This window comes from Microbacterium sp. NPDC058062 (assembly GCF_042885375.1).
In the GTDB taxonomy this organism is placed as follows: Bacteria; Actinomycetota; Actinomycetes; order Actinomycetales; family Microbacteriaceae; genus Microbacterium; species Microbacterium trichothecenolyticum_C.
The window spans coordinates 858,349-875,399 of the sequence record NZ_JBHVSC010000003.1; the positions used below are offsets into that span (position 1 = coordinate 858,349).

13 protein-coding genes are annotated in these 17,051 nt (G+C 71.0%); 5 read left to right on the top strand and 8 right to left on the bottom strand.

What is annotated here, in order from left to right; translation table 11 throughout:
• Window positions 1–19 precede the first annotated feature (19 nt).
• The gene (locus tag ACFVSU_RS13090) at window positions 20–946 is read left to right on the top strand and encodes an alpha/beta fold hydrolase (RefSeq protein ID WP_387143326.1); all 927 of its coding nucleotides are present in this window, start codon (window positions 20–22) and stop codon (window positions 944–946) included.
• 139 nt (window positions 947–1,085) lie between these two features.
• Here the strand turns inward: ACFVSU_RS13090 and ACFVSU_RS13095 are convergent, their stop codons facing one another.
• The gene (locus tag ACFVSU_RS13095) at window positions 1,086–3,251 is read right to left on the bottom strand and encodes an intein-containing Rv2578c family radical SAM protein (RefSeq protein WP_387143329.1); all 2,166 of its coding nucleotides are present in this window, start codon (window positions 3,249–3,251) and stop codon (window positions 1,086–1,088) included.
• Between the two features lie 121 nt (window positions 3,252–3,372).
• Between ACFVSU_RS13095 and ACFVSU_RS13100 the strand changes: the two genes are divergently transcribed.
• Together ACFVSU_RS13100 and ACFVSU_RS13105 are read left to right on the top strand one after the other, a co-directional pair.
• Window positions 3,373–4,719 carry a M15 family metallopeptidase gene (locus tag ACFVSU_RS13100; protein WP_387143332.1) on the top strand — a complete coding sequence of 449 codons (1,347 nt, stop codon included), beginning with the start codon at window positions 3,373–3,375 and terminating at the stop codon, window positions 4,717–4,719.
• A 147-nt stretch (window positions 4,720–4,866) separates the two neighbouring features.
• Complete coding sequence (locus ACFVSU_RS13105; RefSeq protein ID WP_387143335.1) at window positions 4,867–6,030, top strand: acyl-CoA dehydrogenase family protein; 1,164 nt, start codon at window positions 4,867–4,869, stop codon at window positions 6,028–6,030.
• Between the two features lie 393 nt (window positions 6,031–6,423).
• On the opposite strand, the gene ACFVSU_RS13110 is transcribed toward ACFVSU_RS13105, so the two are convergent.
• The 5 genes from ACFVSU_RS13110 to ACFVSU_RS13130 all read right to left on the bottom strand — a co-directional run bounded on the left by ACFVSU_RS13110 (window position 6,424) and on the right by ACFVSU_RS13130 (window position 11,378).
• Entirely contained in the window at window positions 6,424–7,050 is a 627-nt protein-coding gene (locus tag ACFVSU_RS13110) for an ECF transporter S component (protein ID WP_387143338.1), read from the bottom strand.
• A complete protein-coding gene (locus tag ACFVSU_RS13115; protein WP_387143341.1) occupies window positions 7,047–7,919 on the bottom strand; it encodes a siderophore-interacting protein in 873 nt (290 codons plus the stop codon). The genes ACFVSU_RS13110 and ACFVSU_RS13115 overlap by 4 nt, the downstream gene beginning before the upstream one ends.
• 31 nt (window positions 7,920–7,950) lie before the next feature.
• A complete protein-coding gene (locus ACFVSU_RS13120) occupies window positions 7,951–8,727 on the bottom strand; it encodes an energy-coupling factor transporter transmembrane component T (RefSeq protein ID WP_387143534.1) in 777 nt (258 codons plus the stop codon).
• A gap of 128 nt (window positions 8,728–8,855) precedes the next feature.
• Window positions 8,856–10,745: an ABC transporter ATP-binding protein gene (locus ACFVSU_RS13125; protein ID WP_387143344.1), complete on the bottom strand. Its 1,890-nt coding sequence runs from the start codon at window positions 10,743–10,745 to the stop codon at window positions 8,856–8,858.
• A gap of 81 nt (window positions 10,746–10,826) precedes the next feature.
• Window positions 10,827–11,378 carry an ECF transporter S component gene (locus ACFVSU_RS13130; protein WP_310287520.1) on the bottom strand — a complete coding sequence of 184 codons (552 nt, stop codon included), beginning with the start codon at window positions 11,376–11,378 and terminating at the stop codon, window positions 10,827–10,829.
• Between the two features lie 139 nt (window positions 11,379–11,517).
• On the opposite strand from ACFVSU_RS13130, the gene ACFVSU_RS13135 reads away from it, so the two are divergent.
• The gene (locus ACFVSU_RS13135) at window positions 11,518–14,538 is read left to right on the top strand and encodes a S8 family serine peptidase (RefSeq protein WP_387143347.1); all 3,021 of its coding nucleotides are present in this window, start codon (window positions 11,518–11,520) and stop codon (window positions 14,536–14,538) included.
• 116 nt (window positions 14,539–14,654) lie between these two features.
• On the opposite strand, the gene ACFVSU_RS13140 is transcribed toward ACFVSU_RS13135, so the two are convergent.
• Window positions 14,655–15,641 (bottom strand): pirin family protein, encoded by a 987-nt coding sequence (locus ACFVSU_RS13140; protein WP_387143350.1) that lies wholly within the window; start codon window positions 15,639–15,641, stop codon window positions 14,655–14,657.
• 14 nt (window positions 15,642–15,655) lie between these two features.
• The gene (locus tag ACFVSU_RS13145) at window positions 15,656–15,976 is read right to left on the bottom strand and encodes a GNAT family N-acetyltransferase (RefSeq protein ID WP_387143353.1); all 321 of its coding nucleotides are present in this window, start codon (window positions 15,974–15,976) and stop codon (window positions 15,656–15,658) included.
• A gap of 172 nt (window positions 15,977–16,148) precedes the next feature.
• Between ACFVSU_RS13145 and ACFVSU_RS13150 the strand changes: the two genes are divergently transcribed.
• Window positions 16,149–16,988, top strand: a complete 840-nt coding sequence (locus ACFVSU_RS13150) for a GDSL-type esterase/lipase family protein (protein WP_387143356.1) — start codon at window positions 16,149–16,151, stop codon at window positions 16,986–16,988.
• The last annotated feature ends 63 nt before the right edge of the window (window positions 16,989–17,051 follow it).

Consider the following 17,051-nt stretch of genomic DNA (forward strand, 5'->3'; position numbering starts at 1 on the left):
TTCTTCTGATCGGAGCATCATGAATCTCGCACTCGCCGCCGCCGGCACCTCCGTTCGCGCCGCGGCCGCCCTCTCGCCGCGGTGGGGCGCCGCCGTGGCTATGCCGCTCTTCGGTCACGTCGTGAAGCCGCGACCCGTGCACCCCGACGACGAGGCCACGATGCTGCGCGCGCGCCGGCAGACGGTGCGCATCGCCGGCATCGACCGCCGTGGTGTCGACGTCGACACCTACGAGTGGGGCGACGGTCCGCGCACGGTCGTGCTGGCGCACGGCTGGAACGGCCGCGCCAGCCAATTCTCGGTGCTCGTGCGCGAACTCCGCGCCGACGGGTATCGCGTCGTCTCGTTCGACGCGCCCGCGCATGGCGGCTCGGGCGGTCGTCACACCTATCTCGTCGACTGGCTCGACGTGTTCGCCGCGCTCCAGGAGCGCCGCGGCGGCTTCGACGCCATGGTCGGGCACTCGTTCGGCGGTCTCGCGACGCTGGTCGGCGTCGCCGGCGGCATCGATGCGGCGCGCGTCGTGACGATCGCCGCGCCCGCCGACGCCGACCTGCTGCTGAGTCAGTTCCAGGGCATGCTCGGGTACTCCGATGCGGTCGCGGCGAGCATGCGCGAGCTCTTCGCGACGCGGTACTTCCCCGGCGAGCCCGACCCGTTCGCCTGGCTGTCGGGCGTGCGGCGCCCGCTTCCGGCCGGGGTGCCACTCCTCGTCGCCCACGACCACGGCGACCGCGTCGTGCCGTTCGGCGAGGCGGGACGGGTCGTCGCCGCGAACCCCGGGGCGAAGCTGCTCGCGACGAAGGGCCTCGGGCACAACCGCATCCTCACCGACGACGCGGTGCTCGACGCCGTGCTGGGCCACGTCCGCACTCCGCTCGTCGTGCGCGCGAGAGATGTCGTCGAGGTCGCGCCGGTCGGGAAGCTCAGTCCCGTCGCGGCGTAACGCCCTCGAGCGCACAGAGTCGGAGGTCCTCGGTGACACGCGGGGCGGCGGCATCCGTCCTCGGCGTGTCGGACGGGGTCTCCGATTCTGTGCGCAGAGATCGGCACTCCTGTGTCTCCGCGACGCCGGCGGGCGGGACTCAGAAGAGACGAGCGGATGCCTCGGCCCCAGCCTGCGACCGGGAGGACGCCGCTCGCAACGACGTCGCGGCGGCGCGCCCGCGCGAGGTCGTGATGATGGGCGGGTTGCTGCGGGCATCGGCCCGGTCGGCGAGACCCGCCACGGGCGCGCCGCGCGGATTCTCTTCCTCGGCCTGGCCGTCGAGGCCGTGGACGCGCAGCAACGGGCGCACCCGCTTGGCGAGCCACGAGCGGTAGGCCTTCGGCGCGTACGCCGTCGCGCCGGGATAGAGCCCCCGATACGACGAGACGAGCTCGGGGTGCCGCTCGGCGAGCCACTCGAGGAACCACTGCTTGGCGCCGGGCCGCAGGTGGAGTGCGCCGTAGACGACCCGTACCGCTCCCGCCGCCTTGATGCGGGCGAGTGCGTGGTCGATCGCCGCGATCGAGTCGGTGAGGTGCGGGATGATCGGCATCAGGAACACCGTGACGCGGAATCCCGCCTCCGTCGCCGCGCGCACCGTCTCGAGACGTGCCGTCGCATTGGGCGTGCCAGGTTCGATGAGGTGCTGCAGCTCGTCGTCGAACACCGCGATCGACATCGCGATCGTCACATGCACCTGGTTCGCGGCATCCGTCAGCAGAGGCAGATCCCGCCGCAGGAGCGTGCCCTTCGTGAGGATGGAGAACGGCGTACCCGACTCGGTCAGTGCCGACACGATCCCCGGCATCAGCTTGTAGCGCCCCTCTGCGCGCTGATACGGATCGGTGTTCGTGCCGAGCATGACAGGATCGTGTTGCCAGGTGCCCCGCCGGAGCTCCTTCTCGAGCACCTCGGCGACGTTCACCTTCACCACGACCTGCGTGTCGAAGTCCCGCCCCGCATCGAGCTCGAGGTACTCGTGGGTGCCGCGGGCGAAGCAGTTGTGGCTGACAACGCCGTTCGCGATGAAGTCGCCGGTGGACGTCGTGATGTCGACCATGTCGATCGTCTCGCCGAGGTCTTCGATCGAGACGATGCGCAGGTCTGCAACAGACTTGATCGCGGTCCCGAGAATGCTCAGCTTGCGAGTGATAGCGGGGCGTGCGATAGCGAAGAAGCGCTGGATCGACGGCAGTCCCCCAGTAACTCGCACCGGCACGACACCATTCGGTCGGATGCCCTCGATCTGATGCGGAATCGAGTGAGTGGCAAGGGCTTCGCTCGTCAGTCTGATGATCTGGTCATCCTTGTTGGAAACGCGGAGTATTCCTCGCGAGTAGGAGCCTTCCGCGTCGAACAACCCCGCCATGAAACCGGCCTGCCACTCGCTTGACCTGAAGTCTGGTGTGCGAACGAGATCCTCGATGGATGCGACGTCGGCCTTCCGGCCCGTCTGAATCGCGGTCATCATTCGCCGGGTGGCTGATGCCGGAGCAAAAGGTCGTGTGTGGGTGACAATGCCTTCAGCAGCGAGCATCGTTCGGGCGCGGTCAAGAGCTTCGAGGTCCGCGAGAGCGAGACGGAACTGATGTACCTCGCCCGCACGTCCGTCCTTGGGATATGCGCGGTGAAAGATCATTCCGTCGCCCCTGATCATCCCCGTGAGGTATCCCCGGCGATAGTCAGGTGTTTCGATGGGCTCTCGACACGCGTTGACGTCGAGCCCGAACCCCTGGAGTCGAAGTCCAGGCGTGAGGTAGGGGCGGCGAGCTGCTCCGTTCATCGCACCGATCACATGCTTCCAGCCTCTGTTGGTCAGGAAGCGGTGGTCTGCGCTGGCCACGAGTTCCGTGCCGTCGGCGAGTGACACGCGGTAGGCGCGCTTACGCCTGGTCCACTTGGCCAGGACTCGCGCTTCTGTGTACCGGCGATAGCTTCCCTCCTCGCGCGTTCCGACGATCTCGTCACCGACCGAGATATCGCTGATCGGGCGGTGGCGACCGTCGGCCATCAGCACGAGGGTGTCTGGCGATACGCAGTAGACGCAGGCATGGCTGCACCCCCGGTACGGGTTCACGGTCCAGTCGAACGGCATCGCGGAGGCGCCCGGCACGTGGTTGAGAGCGGACTTGCAGAGCACCTCGTGGAAGGTCACGCCCGCGAACTCGGGGGTCGTCACCGAGCGCACCAGACCGTTCAGCTGTTCGAGGCCGGGCAGGGCCGCAGCATCCGCCACACCCAATTCCTGACCTTGCCACCGCATGCATCCATGAGAACAAAGCTTCGAACTTAAGTCAAGACCAGCGCTGCCGTGTCTAGAACATCGGCGAGACGGATGCCGCTTGCCTGGCCAAAACCGGCCGTCGCGGGTAAGAATGGCAGACGTGACGGAGCCTGGCGGGCTCGCTACCCCCCGAGCCGCCCCCGAGACTCGTCGCGCAGCCCGAGCGATGCGCGAAGAGGCAGCGAGGCGTGCCCGCGCACAGGAATCCGCCCCCGCGGACGTGCGCGCGCCGGTCGCCGATCCCGCCGACGGCCTGCTCGAGTTCGAGCTGCCGAGCGACGAGTTCGTGCCGGGTTCGATCTCGGCGGGCGCACCGTCCACGCTGCCGCTCGACCTCCGCCCGACGGGCGCCGCGGCGCACCGGACCGACTCGACGCCTCACCGCGTTCCCGAGGCGCGGGTGCGCGGACGCCGACGCGCCGTGCGTTCGCCCCGGCCCGTCGTCAGCGAGCGTCGCGCCGCGCGCGCCGACGGACTGCTCGAGGTCGACGAGAGTGCGCAGCCCGTCCGGCATGCGCGGCCGCGTCGGCTGACGAAGCGGCTGATCCTGGTGGCGGGGCTCGCCACCGGTGCCGCACTGCTGCTCGGATCCGCGGCGATGACCGCGATGATGCTCCCGTCCGAGCCGCAGGCCGCCGGCGCCGACGCGGCGCTGACGATGACGATGGAGCTGCCCGAGATCGAGCAGCTTCCGGTTCCCCAGGTCGAGGAGTCCCCGCCCGCGGCCGACATCTGCTCGCTGCCCGACGTGGCGGCCGCGGTGCAGCGCGGCGACGACGAGGCAGCGATCGTCGCAGCCGGCGGCGGCGAGGCGTTCCGCGCAGCGGTCGTCGAGGGCCGGGCGCCGTGCGTGGACCTCGGCGACTCCGCCCGCGTCTGGACCGTCATGGACAAGATCCGCCCGGCCAGCCCGATCGACTACCGCCCCAGCGCGCTCGTGCTCCCCGACGGGGTGCGCAACATCGAGGGCGGCGCGCTGCGTTCGGACGCAGCATCCGCTCTCGCCTCCCTCGTCACCGCCGCCCGCAACGCCGGAGTCGGCGAGATCGCGCTCGAGAGCGGGTTCCGGTCGTACCAGACCCAGCAGCAGACGTACGGGCGCCACTTCGCCGAGAAGGGCGAGCGCGCCGACCAGGTGAGCGCGCGGCCCGGATACAGCGAGCACCAGCTGGGACTCAGCGCCGACGTCGTCGCGTGCGCCGGCTCGTGCGGGACGCTCGATCAGATCGCCGCGACGCCGCAGGGTCAGTTCGTCGCCGAGCACTCGTGGGAGCACGGGTGGATCGTCCGCTACGCCGAAGGAGCCACGCCGGTGACCGGCTACCTCCCCGAGCCGTGGCACCTCCGCTACGTCGGCCCCGAGCTCGCGAAGGCGTATCACGACGGCGGCTGGACCTCGCTCGAGGAGTTCTTCGCCCTCGACCCGGCTCCCGACTACCTCGGCTGACGTCGGGCGTCGCCACTACTCTGCGGATCACGGATGCCGCGGGCCGAGGCATCCGTCGCGACTGAAACTGAGTACCATTGAAGGTGAGATGCAATTCCACCGGGGGTGCGTCTCCACACAGACTCGAAGACGAGAGGAAGGCGCATCATGGAGCGCGAGATCTACGACGAGGACCACGAGGCGTTCCGCGACGTCGTCAAGGAGTTCGTCAAGCGCTACGCGTCGGACGAGAAGCGCAAGCAGTGGGACGCGGACGGCGAGATCGACCGCGCGACCATGCTCGCCGCGGGTGAGGCCGGCATCATCGGCCTGTCGGTGCCCGAGGAGTTCGGCGGCGCGGGCATGCTGCAGGACTACCGCTTCCGCTCGATCGTGCTCGAAGAGACGATCGGCGCGGGCCTGGGCTCGCTCGCCGGTGCCCTCGGCATCCAGGACGACCTCGCCGTGCCGTACATCGTGCACATGGGCACGCAGGAGCAGAAGGAGAAGTGGCTCCCCGGCATGGCGACCGGTGAGATCCTCGGCGCTCTCGCGATGACCGAGCCCGGCGCCGGCAGCGACCTGCGCGGCATCAAGACCACCGCCAAGCGCGTCGAGGGCGGCTACATCGTCAACGGCGCGAAGACCTTCATCTCGTCGGGCAAGACCGCCGACATGGTCGTGACGTTCGTGAAGACCGGCGAGGGCAATCGCCCCGACGCCTTCAGCCTGCTGATCCTCGAGGACGGCATGCAGGGCTTCGACCACGGCAAGAAGCTCGAGAAGATGGGCTTCCACGGCTGGGACACCGCCGAGCTCTCGTTCACCGACGTCTTCGTGCCGGAGGAGAACCTCATCGGCGGCAAGGAGGGCCTCGGCTTCATCCAGCTCATGATGAACCTGCCGCTCGAGCGTCTGTCGATCGGTGTCGCCGCTGCTGCCGCCGGTGAGGCCGCGTTCGCGTGGACCCGCGACTACGTCCTCAGCCGCGAAGCGTTCGGCGAGCGGATCGCCGACTTCCAGAACACGCGCTTCAAGCTCGCCGACATGGCGACGACCGTCGACGTGATGTGGACCTACGTCGACCGCGCGATGCTGCTCTACAAGGACCAGAAGCTCACCGCCGAAGAGGCCGCGAAGGTCAAGTTCTGGACGACCGACCGCGAGGCCGAGCTCCTCGACGTCGGTGTGCAGCTGCACGGCGGCTACGGCTACATCACCGAGTACCCGATCGCCCGCGCCTACCTCGACGCCCGCGTGCACCGCATCTACGGCGGCACGAACGAGATCATGCGCGACCTGGTCTCGCGCCAGATCGTCGGCAAGCGCTGACGCTCACTCGACAACGGATGCCGCGACCCGGCGCCTCTGCGGAGGCACGGGGTCGCGGCATCCGTTCGTTGTCGCCCCCGCGTTGCGCGCCGCCCGGTTTTGGCGAGTCGCCAGAGAGCACCGTGACGCCCGTGCTGTTTTGGCGAGTGGCCAGAACCGGGGCACGCCGTTGGAATGCTCGGATTTGGCGAGTCGCCAGAAAGCACCGTGAGGCCCGTGCTGTTTTGGCGAGTGGCCAGAACCGTGGCACGCCGTTGGAACGCTCGAATTTGGCGAGTCGCCAGAAAGCGCGGTCAGGGCCGTGCATCTTGGCGAGTCGCCAGAAAGCTCGGTGGGGGCCGTGCATCTTGGCGAGTCGCCAGATACGAGGTGGGGGGCAGGGAGCCCGTCGGGTCAGTGCTGGCCGGCGGGACCGGCGCCGCGGCCGAGGCCGCGCGAGGCCAGGCCGCGACGGCGGGCGAGCTTGGCGACGCCGGCCTTGCGGAGGCGGTCGGCCACCAGGATGCCGAGCGCGACGCCCGCGACGCAGCTCGCGATCGTGAGGGCGAAGAAGGTGATGAGGGCCCACGGCTCCATCGCCCACAGGTTGAACGATGCCGCGGCGAGCACGGGGTAGATCGCGCCGACGAAGACGGCGCCGGCGTAGTACTGCCAGGTGCGCCACGAGCGGTAGAGGGTCACCAGGAACGCGAGCTCGGCGAAGAACGCCCACCAGATCGCCGCCCCGAGGAACGGGAACACGACGAGCCCGGAGACCACGCCGACGAGGATGCCGGCGAGCGGGCGCTCGAGCAGGCGCAGCGCGACCGTCGCGGGGAGCAGCCAGAGCCCGGCGATCGCGACCGAGACGAACGGCACGGTCGCGAACAGCACGGTCGAGATCCAGCCGGCGCCCCACAGCATCACGCCGCCGGCGACGCCGATGGCGGCGCACGTCAGCAGGTACGCGGTGGTGACGCGACCGCGGGTGCTGCGCGGCGGGGTGGACGCGGCGGGCGTCGGGGTGGCGGACCCGCTCACGAGTGGGCCTCGGCCGTCGCGCGCTGAGACTTCGGGGCGGGCGACGCGGCGCCCACGCGCCAGTAGCCGCAGAAGCTCACGAGGTCCTTCGAGACACCGCGCTCGCCGACGAGATGCCGGCGACCTTCGGTCGCGAGGGCCTGCTCGCCGACGATGTACGCGTGGATCGCAGCATCCGGAATCGAAGCGTCGCGGAGTGCCTGCAGCGCCAGGGTTCCGGGCTTCACGTCGTGGTCGCGGACGATCCAGCGCACCGCGACTCCGGCCGGATGCGGGAAGTCGAGCGCATCCTCGGCGGAGGGCACCTCGACGATCGCGTGGCCGGTCGCGTGCGACGGCAGCGCGGCGCAGATGCCCGCGATCGCCGGCAGACCGGTCTCGTCGGAGACCAGCACGACGCGGTCGGTGCCGCGGTCGGGGTTGAAGGTGAGGCCCTCGTCGATCACGACGACGCTCTCGCCCGCCTGGCAGGACTCCGCCCAGCGCGACGCGGGACCGGCGGTGCCGTCGGCCGCGGAGCCGTGCAGTACGAAGTCCACGTCGATCTCGGCGCCGGTCGTCGCCGTCGCGGGGCGGAACGCGCGCACGGTGTAGTTGCGCATGACGGGGCGCACGCCGTCGGGGATGCGGAGGTACTTGAGGTAGCCGAACATCTTGTTCGCCTTCGCGGGCAGGCGCTCGAGGCCCTCGTCACCGCCGAGCGGCAGGAACAGCCGGAACCACTGGTCGTAGCCCATCGCGCGGAACCGATCGATCTCGCCACCACCGAGCGTCACGCGCAGCCAGTGCGGGGAGAGGCGCTCGGTGCGCAGCACCGTGAGGTGCACGAGCCCCTGCGTCTCGGGCTTGACCAGTCGAGGATGAGCCATGTCGGTGCTCCTTGTCGGGAGGGCGAGGGGGTCAGAGGCCCCAGGGGAAGAAGACGGCGAACAGTGCGGCGGACGCGAGCCAGAACGCGAAAACGAACACGGTGTCGCGCACGCGCCACGGCACGAGGTACCGCTCGGTGCGGTCGGGGTGCGCGCCGAACGCGCGGGCGTCCATCGCGAGGGCGACCCGCTCGGCGTGACGGATGGCGCCGGCCATGAGCGGCACGACGTACCCGAACCAGCGGGCGATCGCGGCGAAGGGCCCGCGTCCGCCGTGGGCGCCGCGCACGCGATGCGCCTGGCGGATGACATCGAGCTCGTGCCCGAAGCGCGGCACGAAGCGGAACGCCGCCAGCGCCGTGTAACCGATGCGGTAGGGCACGCGCAGCTGCTGCACCGACGCGCGCACCAGGTCGGGTCCGCTGGTCGAGAGCCCCGCGATGAGCGTGAGGGCGAGGATCGCGGCGAGGCGCAGACCCGTGGCGAAGCCCACTTCGAGCGCGCCGCCGTACATGGTCCAGCCGCCGAGCTGCCACACCACGACGGATTGGTCGACCTTCGAGGCATCGGTCCACAGCGAGAACCCGAAGCCGATGACGAGGGCGCTGAGCGGCAGCGCCAGGAACAGGATCGCCGCGAGGCGCCGCGTGAACGACACCCCCACCAGCAGCACGACATACGCGAGCGCGAGGAACGCGGCAGGGGTCGCGAGATCCCGCACGAACACGAGCAGCGCCATCGCGGGCAGCGGCGCGGCGAGCTTCGCGAGCGGGTTCATCCCGTAGAGGAAGCGGACAGCGGTCCCCACGCCCCCTCCAGGCGCCGCTGGCGCGTCGCCCGGAGCCTCCGGGCGCGTGGGCCCAGCCTCGACCCGCCGTGCGTACGGATCGAACGTCGAGTGCGCAGCCGTCGCCGCGGTGAGCGGGCCGGTGTCGGTCACGCGGCACCTCCCGTGACGTGCGGGGCCGGGGGGTGCGTGGCCGGAGTGCGAGTCGCACCGCTCTCAGGACCGATGGCGCTGAGCGGGGCGATTCGCCCGGTGTCGGCCGCATCCGGGGAATCGGTCCTGATCACGGGCCGGGGAGTGGGTGCCGAAGAGCCGGGGAGGTCGGCGAGGCGAGCGATCCGGGAGAGCTCGGGATGCCGCTGCACGCCCTGGAGCGCGCGGCGCAGCGGCGGCGGGCGCAGACCCGCGCGGGCGATGAGCGCGTCGTCGGCGAAGAGGTCGGCGGTGGGTCCTTCGGCGAGCACGCGGCCGTCGGACAGGATGACGGCGCGGTCCGCGTAGTCGGTCACGAGCTGCATGTCGTGGGTGACCACGATGATCGTGGTGCCCTCGGCGTTGAGCTCGGAGAGGAGGGAGAGCAGCTCGTCGGCACGGGCGCGGTCCTGCCCGAACGTCGGCTCGTCGAGCACGAGCACCGGCGCGCCGGCCACCAGGGCCGTGCCGACCGAGAGGCGGCGCTTCTGCCCGCCCGACAGCAGGAACGGGTGGCTCTCGGCCTTGGCCGTGAGGCCGAACCGCTCGAGGAGCGCCGCGGTGCGGGCGCGGACCTCGTCGTCCGAGAGGTGCTGGCGACGGAGGCCGTGCGCGATCTCGTCGAACACGGTGTGCGCAATGAACTGGTGCTCGGGGTTCTGGAACACGAACCCGATGCGCGAGCTGAGGGTGCGGGCGTCGGCGCGGCCGACGTCGAGCCCGTCGACGTGCACCGTGCCCTTGGGGGGCGAGACGACCCCCGCGAGGGCGTGGATGAGGCTCGTCTTTCCGGCGCCGTTCGCCCCGACGACCGCGACGAACGCCCCGCGGGGGATGTCGAGGTCGACGTCGTGGAGCACCTCGGTGCGGCCGCGGCGGAGGGTGAGGCCTCGGACGGTGATGAGGGCCTCGGCGCCCCGGTCGTCGAGCGGAGGGCGCTCCGGCGCCCGCAGACGAAACGCCTCGGACTCGCGGTCTGCGCCGGATTCGGCGTCGAGCGCGGCCCCAAGCTCGTCGGGGGTCAGCGGCAGCGGGTCGAGGCGGAAGCCCGCGCGGCGGAGCCGCAGGGCGGCGATCGTCGAGACAGGCAGCCACACGCCCATCGCGTGGAGGTCCTCGGCGCGGCCGCGCAGCACGTCATCCACCGAGCCGTCGGCGGCGAGGAAGCCGTCGTGGTCGAGCACCATGACCCGGTCGACGAAGCCGACGGCGGCGTCGAGGTTGTGCTCGACGAGGAGGATCGCCCGGTCACCGGCGGCGACGAGCTCGGCGAGGGCGGCGTAGACCTCCTCGATGCCGGCGGGGTCGAGATTGGCGGTCGGCTCGTCGAGCACGAGGAGCGGCGATCCCATGGCGAGGGCGCACGCGATCGCGAGCCGCTGGCGTCCGCCGCCCGACAGGCGGTCGGGGTTCTCGCGTCGGCGCTCCCAGAGGCCCACCCGGCGGAGGGCCTCCTCGGCCCGGGCGAGCACCTCGGCCACCGGCATCCGGAGGTTCTCCGGCCCGAAGGCCACCTCGTCGAGGAGCGTTCCGGTCACGAGCTGCGCGTCCGGGTCCTGGAAGACCATGCCGACGCGGGTGCTGAGCTCGGCGACGGGCGTCGCCTGCGTGTCGAGTCCGTCGACTTCGACCGATCCGGTGACGGTCGCCGGCACGGCCTGCGGCAGCAGCCCGTTGAGAGCGAGAGTCAGCGTCGACTTGCCGGACCCACTGGGGCCGAGCAGCAGCACGACCTCGCCGGGGGCGACGTCGAAGGAGACGGATGCCGGCGCCGGGGTGGTCTCGCCGTCGTGGGTGATGCCGAGCTCGCGCACGCGCAGCAGCGGCACGGCAGGAGACACGGGCATCCGATCGTCGAGGGAAACTTAGCCTTCCCTAACCTACCGGCCGACCGCGCGGCGGCGAAACGGCTCCGGGCGACGGATCCCTCAGAGCTGACTGCGCCGGGCGACCCCCGCGCGCCGCAGCGCGGAGCCGATCGCGAGACCCACGGCGGTCCATGCCACCGGGCCGACGATGAACAGCGCCACGTAGACGATCTGACCCCACAGGGGGAAGCGGGTCACGTCGGCCGCGAACCAGATCGCGGCCGCGATGACGGCGCCGACGATGACCGCCGAGAGGAAGAAGCGCCACGGCTCCCAGCGCTTGTAGCGCGAGGTCGCGGCGATGATCTCCTGCAGTCCCCCGATGAGGAGGGCGGTGCCGATGTAGCGGCCGATCCAGAGCGGCACGACCGCGCTCGCGACGAGGGCCGCGACCATGTGCGTGATCAGCGCGACCCACGGCCGGCGCAGCAGTTCCTGCGCCACGACACCGGGCAGCACGTGCACGCCGAGGACGAGTCCGTAGAGGATCGGCGCACCGGCCGAGACGAAGCCGCTGATCGCTCCCGCGCCCGCCTGCAGAACGCCGGTCGCGACGCCGATGGCGGCGCAGGTGAGCAGAACGCTCGTCGAAATCCGGGTGCGGGCAGCCACCTGCCCAGCGTACTGGGATGCGGCCTCGCGATTCTCACTGAGCTCTCATTAACTGAGATTCACCTGGCAGTTACGTTTGAATCCGCTGCGCCCCGACGATGTGGCGCAGCGACTCCCCACATATCAATGGAGGCCACGTATGGGTCGATCCTCCGTCAGAGCAGCCGCGGTCGTCACACTCGCCGCACTGTTCACGGGCACCGCCACCGCCAGTTTCGGCAGCGTCCCGGAGGAGGTGAACACCCCGACCCCCATCAACGCCGAGGACGGCCAGTACATCGTCCTCCTCAAGGACGCGCCCCTCGCCACCTACGAGGGCGGCACGACCGGCATCCAGCGCACCAAGCCCGACAAGGGCAAGCAGCTGGACGCCAATTCGAGGAACTCGAAGAAGTACCTCGCGCACCTGAAGAAGCAGCAGGCGGATGTCGCGGCCGAGGCCGGCGTCACGCCCCAGCAGTCGTACGGCGTCACCGTCAACGGCTTCAGCGCCGCGCTGACGGCGAAGCAGGTCGCCGAGCTGAGCGCAGACAAGGGCGTGCTGGGCGTCTTCCCCGACGAGATCCACCACCCCACGGCCGCCGTCCCCTCGACGGAGTTCCTCGGCCTCGGTTCGAACACGACCGGCGCGGGCGGCATCTGGGATGCCGTCGGCGGCGTGGGCGAAGCCGGCAAGGGCGTCGTCGTCGGTGTGATCGACACGGGCATCGCGCCCGAGAACCCTTCCTTCGCGGGCGACCAGCTCAAGAAGAAGGGCGCGCCCGGCGTCCCGTACACGGAGAACGGCGACACGATCGTCTTCGACAAGGCGGACGGCGGCCAGTTCCGCGGGCCGATCACGATCGCCCAGAGCTGGGACAAGCGCAACTACAACACAAAGCTCATCGGCGCGCAGTACTTCTCCGCGGGTGCGGCGGCGTCGGGCTTCGACTTCAGCTACGACTTCCTGTCGCCCCGTGACGGCGACGGCCACGGCTCGCACACCGCGAGCACCGCGGCCGGCAACTTCGGCGTCGACGCGTCGGTCGAGGGCATCGGCTTCGGCAAGATCTCGGGCGTCGCGCCGGCGGCCAAGGTCGCGGCGTACAAGGCCTGCTACGTCGGACCGGACGACCTGGTCACCACCGACGACATCTGCGCCGGCAGCGACCTGATCGCGGCCATCGACAAGGCCGTCGCCGACGGCGTCGACGTGATCAACTACTCGATCGGCGGCGGCGCGGCATCCACCGTGCTGAGCGCCGACGACTACGCGTTCCTCGGCGCGGCCGCGGCGGGCGTGTTCGTCGCGGTGAGCGCGGGCAACGACGGCCCGGGCGCCTCGACCGCCGACCACGGTTCGCCGTGGTACACGACGGTCGCGGCATCCACCATCCCGACCTACGAGGGCACGGTCAAGCTGCCCAACGGCTTCCAGGCCGCGGGCGCATCGGTGACGGTGCCGTTCGGCAAGGAGCTGACCGGACCGGTCGTCTACGCGGGTGACATCGCCAGGGCGGGCGCGGCGCCGAACGAGGCGGCACTGTGCTTCCTCGGGACGCTCGACCCGGCCAAGGCGGCCGGCAAGACGGTGATCTGCGACCGCGGTACCAACGCCCGCGTCGAGAAGTCGCAGGAGGTCAAGGGAGCGGGTGGCACGGCGATGATCCTCGTCAACGTGACCGCCGGCTCGCTCGACAACGACTTCCACTCGGTGCCGACCGTCCACATCGACGCGCAGTATCGTGCCGCGCTGCTCGAGGACGTCCGCACCGCGGGTGCCGGCGCGACGGCGACGCTCGTGGGCGACAACGTGACCGGCAAGGTGACGCCGACCCCGCAGATCGCCGGGTTCTCGAGCCGCGGCCCGATCCTCGCGGACGGCCGCGACGTCATCAAGCCCGATGTGTCGGCTCCGGGCGTCGCGATCCTCGCGGCCACGCACAACGGACCCAAGGAGAAGCCCACGTTCGGCTTCAAGTCGGGCACGTCGATGTCGTCGCCGCAGGTGGCCGGCCTCGGTGCGCTGTACCTCGGCGAGGAGCCGCTGGCGTCGCCCGCGAAGATCAAGTCCGCGCTCATGACGACGGCGTACAACCTCGTCGACGCGAACGGTCAGCAGACGGCCGACACGTTCGCGCAGGGTGCGGGTCACGTCGACCCGAAGCGGTACTTCAACCCGGGTCTCGTGTACGAGAACGGCATCGTCGACTGGGCCGGGTACCTCGAAGGCGCCCTCGGGCAGGACTACTTCGACGGCGTCGACCCGATCGACCCGAGCGACCTGAACATCGCCTCGATCGGCATCGGCGCGCTCGCGGGCACGCAGACGATCACGCGCACCGTGACGGCCACCACCGCCGGCACGTACACGGCGTCGGTGAACGTCCCGGGCGTGAACGCCGTGGTCGAACCCGCGACGCTCGACCTCGAGGTCGGCGAGTCGAAGTCCTTCACGGTGACCTTCACGACGGCCGGTGCGTCGCTCGAGAAGTGGGCGACCGGCTTCCTCACGTGGACGGGCGCCGGCAACACGGTGCGCTCTCCCATCGCGGTCTATCCGGTCAGCGCCGACGCGCCGCCGACGGCGGCGGGCACCGGCGCCGAGGGTGACCTCGACATCACCGTGACCCCGGGCTTCACCGGGCAGCTGCCGCTGACGGTGCTCGGCCTCGCCAAGGCCGACGTGCTCATCGACGGCACCGAGAAGACCGGCGAGGCGAACGGCGGCACCACGAACGTGCTGATCCAGGTGCCGGCGGGCATCGATGTGGCGAAGTTCGCGCTGAACTCGTCGGTCGACACCTCGGGCACCGACCTCGACCTCACGGTCTACCGCGTGGTGAGCCCGACCGACCTGCGCTACTACGAGCGCTGGCAGTCGGCCACCGCGTCTGCGGACGAGGCGGTGCAGATCACGCAGCCGACCGCCGGGTACTACATGATCTCGGCCAACGTCTACGCGTTCACCGCGCCGTTCACCTGGACGGCTACGAGTGCGCTCGTCGGCCCCGGCGGCGTCGGCTCGCTCACCGCGAACCCGAGCACGCTGGCCGCCCAGCAGGGCACGCCCGCGACGTACAACCTGTCGTGGTCGGGTCTCGACACGGGCAGCTACCTGGGCGTCGTCCGCTACGGCGACTCGCAGGTGCGCACGGTGGTCTCGGTCGACGTGCCGTAACCCCTACCGATACAGCGGGGGCGCCCAGGCTTCGGCCCGGGCGCCCTTCGCGTCTGTGGATCGTGGATGCTGCGGGCCGCAGCATCCATTCGCTCCGAAGCTCGTCGCGCCCGGGGTTACAGGCGCCGGCGTCGCCGGGTCAGGCGCACGGCGGGCATGGGCGGAGCGGGGATGCGCTCGTCGCCGTGGTCGACGACGCGGCCGAAGCGGGCGGAGCCCGCCTCCCAGGCTTCGCGGGCCTCGACGATCTCTTCGTGGGTGCGGCCGACGAAGTTCCACCACATGACGACGTCGTCCTCGAACGGTTCGCCGCCGAGGAGGAACAGCGTCGCCCCGGCCGGGCTCGAGATCACGACGTCGTCGCGGTGCGTGCCGAGGTAGAGGAGGTGCGCCGCGTCGACCACGACGTCGTCGCCGGTGTCGGCCGCGACGGCGGCCTGGCCGTAGACGGCGACGAGCGCGTGCTCCCACGCGGGGTCGAGCGGCACCGTCACCGTCGAGCCCGCGGGGATCCGCAGCTCCGCGCCGACGATCGGCGTGTAGACCGTGGCCGGCGAGGCGGCTCCCGCGAGCTCGCCGAGCACGACCGTGCCCGAACCTGCGTCGCCGGTCACGGGAGCGAGCTCCACCTCGGGCAGCACCGCATGCTGCTCGAACGAGGGTCCGCCGTGGCGTCGCGACTCGGGGAGCGCGACCCAGAGCTGGAGGGCGTCGAGGGGTGCGGCATCCTCGCCGACCGAGTACTCGGAGTGGGCGATGCCCGCGCCGCTCGTCATGAGGTTGAGGGCTCCGCGACGCACCACGACGTCGCTGCCGACGGAGTCGCGGTGGCGCACATCGCCGAGGTAGGGCCAGGTCACCGTCTGCAGGCCGATGTGCGGGTGGGGTTCGACGCGCATGCGCGTCTCCTGCGGGCCGAATCGGTCGAGGAAGCACCAGGCGCCCACGAGCGGCAGCTCACGCTGCGGGAGCGCGCGGTGCACCGACATCGCGCGCACGCCGCCGAGCGGCACCTCGCGGGCCTCGAGGAGCAGCGTGCGCGGACCCGCGCACTCGACCGCGGATTCGGTGGCGACCGCGTCGTCGGCGTCCAGTCGGGTCATGTCGCCGGCCCCGATCACTCCGGGTGCGGCTGGTCGGGCCACTCGATGGTGAGCCCGGGTACGTCATGCGTGCGGAGGTACTTCACCACGACCGGGCAGTGCGGCACGACGGTCTCGCCCCGGCGCGCGACATCCGCCATCGCCTCCGAGACGACGATCTGCGCGAGACCGCGGCCGCGGAAGGCGGGGTCCACCTCGGTGTGAGGGAAGTGCAGCCGGCCCTTCGGGTCGATGCGGAAAACGGTGAAGCCGGCCAGCACGTCGTCGACGTGCACCTCATAGCGGCGATCCTCGTCGTTGCGGGTCACGATGGTCTGCGTTTGCGTCTCGGTCACTTCAGTCCCTCCGTCGTCCTTCTCAACGTACGGGTCCGCCGCGCGATTCCGCCACCGCGCGCACACGCGGACCCCTGGCGGGACGGTTGCCACGGGTCTATCGTCGGCCTCGTCCGCACTCTGCGCGGGCCGATTCGGGGGAATCGATCCGGTGAGGATTCGAAGGGGAATCATGAAACGACGCATTCTGGCCGCGCTCGCGGCCGTCGCACTGGGGGCCGTCGTGCTCGTCGCGGGGGCGGCAGGGCCTGCCACGGCCTCGCCGCTGCTGGTCGCCAAACACGTCGCCCTCGGCGACTCCATCGCCGCGGGCCAGGGTGGCGGCGTCCCACTGGACGCCTGCGCCCGGACGGGCGGAGGGTACGCGGCCCAGCTCGACCAGGCGCCGAAGTTCAACCTGCTGCGAAACGCCGGGTGCTCGGGCGCCACGATCGCCGACACCATGGCGCAGCTGTCGCAGGTCAACCGCGGCACGACCGTCGTGACGCTCACCGTCGGCGCGAACGATCTCGATCTCGACCAGGTCTACGGCGCCTGCGCGGCAGCCGCGGCGGGCGGAGACCCTGCGCCGTGTCTCGCCGCGATCCAGATGGCGGTCGGTTCCGCACCGGGTATCGTGATGCCGCTCAGCTCGCTGATCGGATCCGTCGCCCAGCGCTCGCCGAATGCGACGATCGTCGTCACCGGCTACCCGCACCTGCTCGCGGCCCCGCCCGGCGCCCCGCAGTTCGCCCAGCTCGCCGCCCTCGTCGCCGCCGTGAACGGTGCGACCGACGCGCTCAACGCCGCGATCCAGGGTGCCGTCGGCGCCGCCGCGGCAGGTGGCGCGAACGTGCACTACGCCGACGTGGTCGACGCGTTCGCCGGGCACGGCGTGCAGCTCGTGCCGGGCGTGCCCAGCGACCCGTGGTTCGGGCTCGACCCGGTGGGCGATCCGGCGGGCTACCTGCACCCGACGTACGCGGGGTACACCGCCTACACCGACGTGATCCTCGGGGTTCTCGGGCGCTGACTCGAGGGATGACGGATGCCGCGGCCCGCGGCATCCGTCATCCCGACGTGCGTGCGAAGCGCG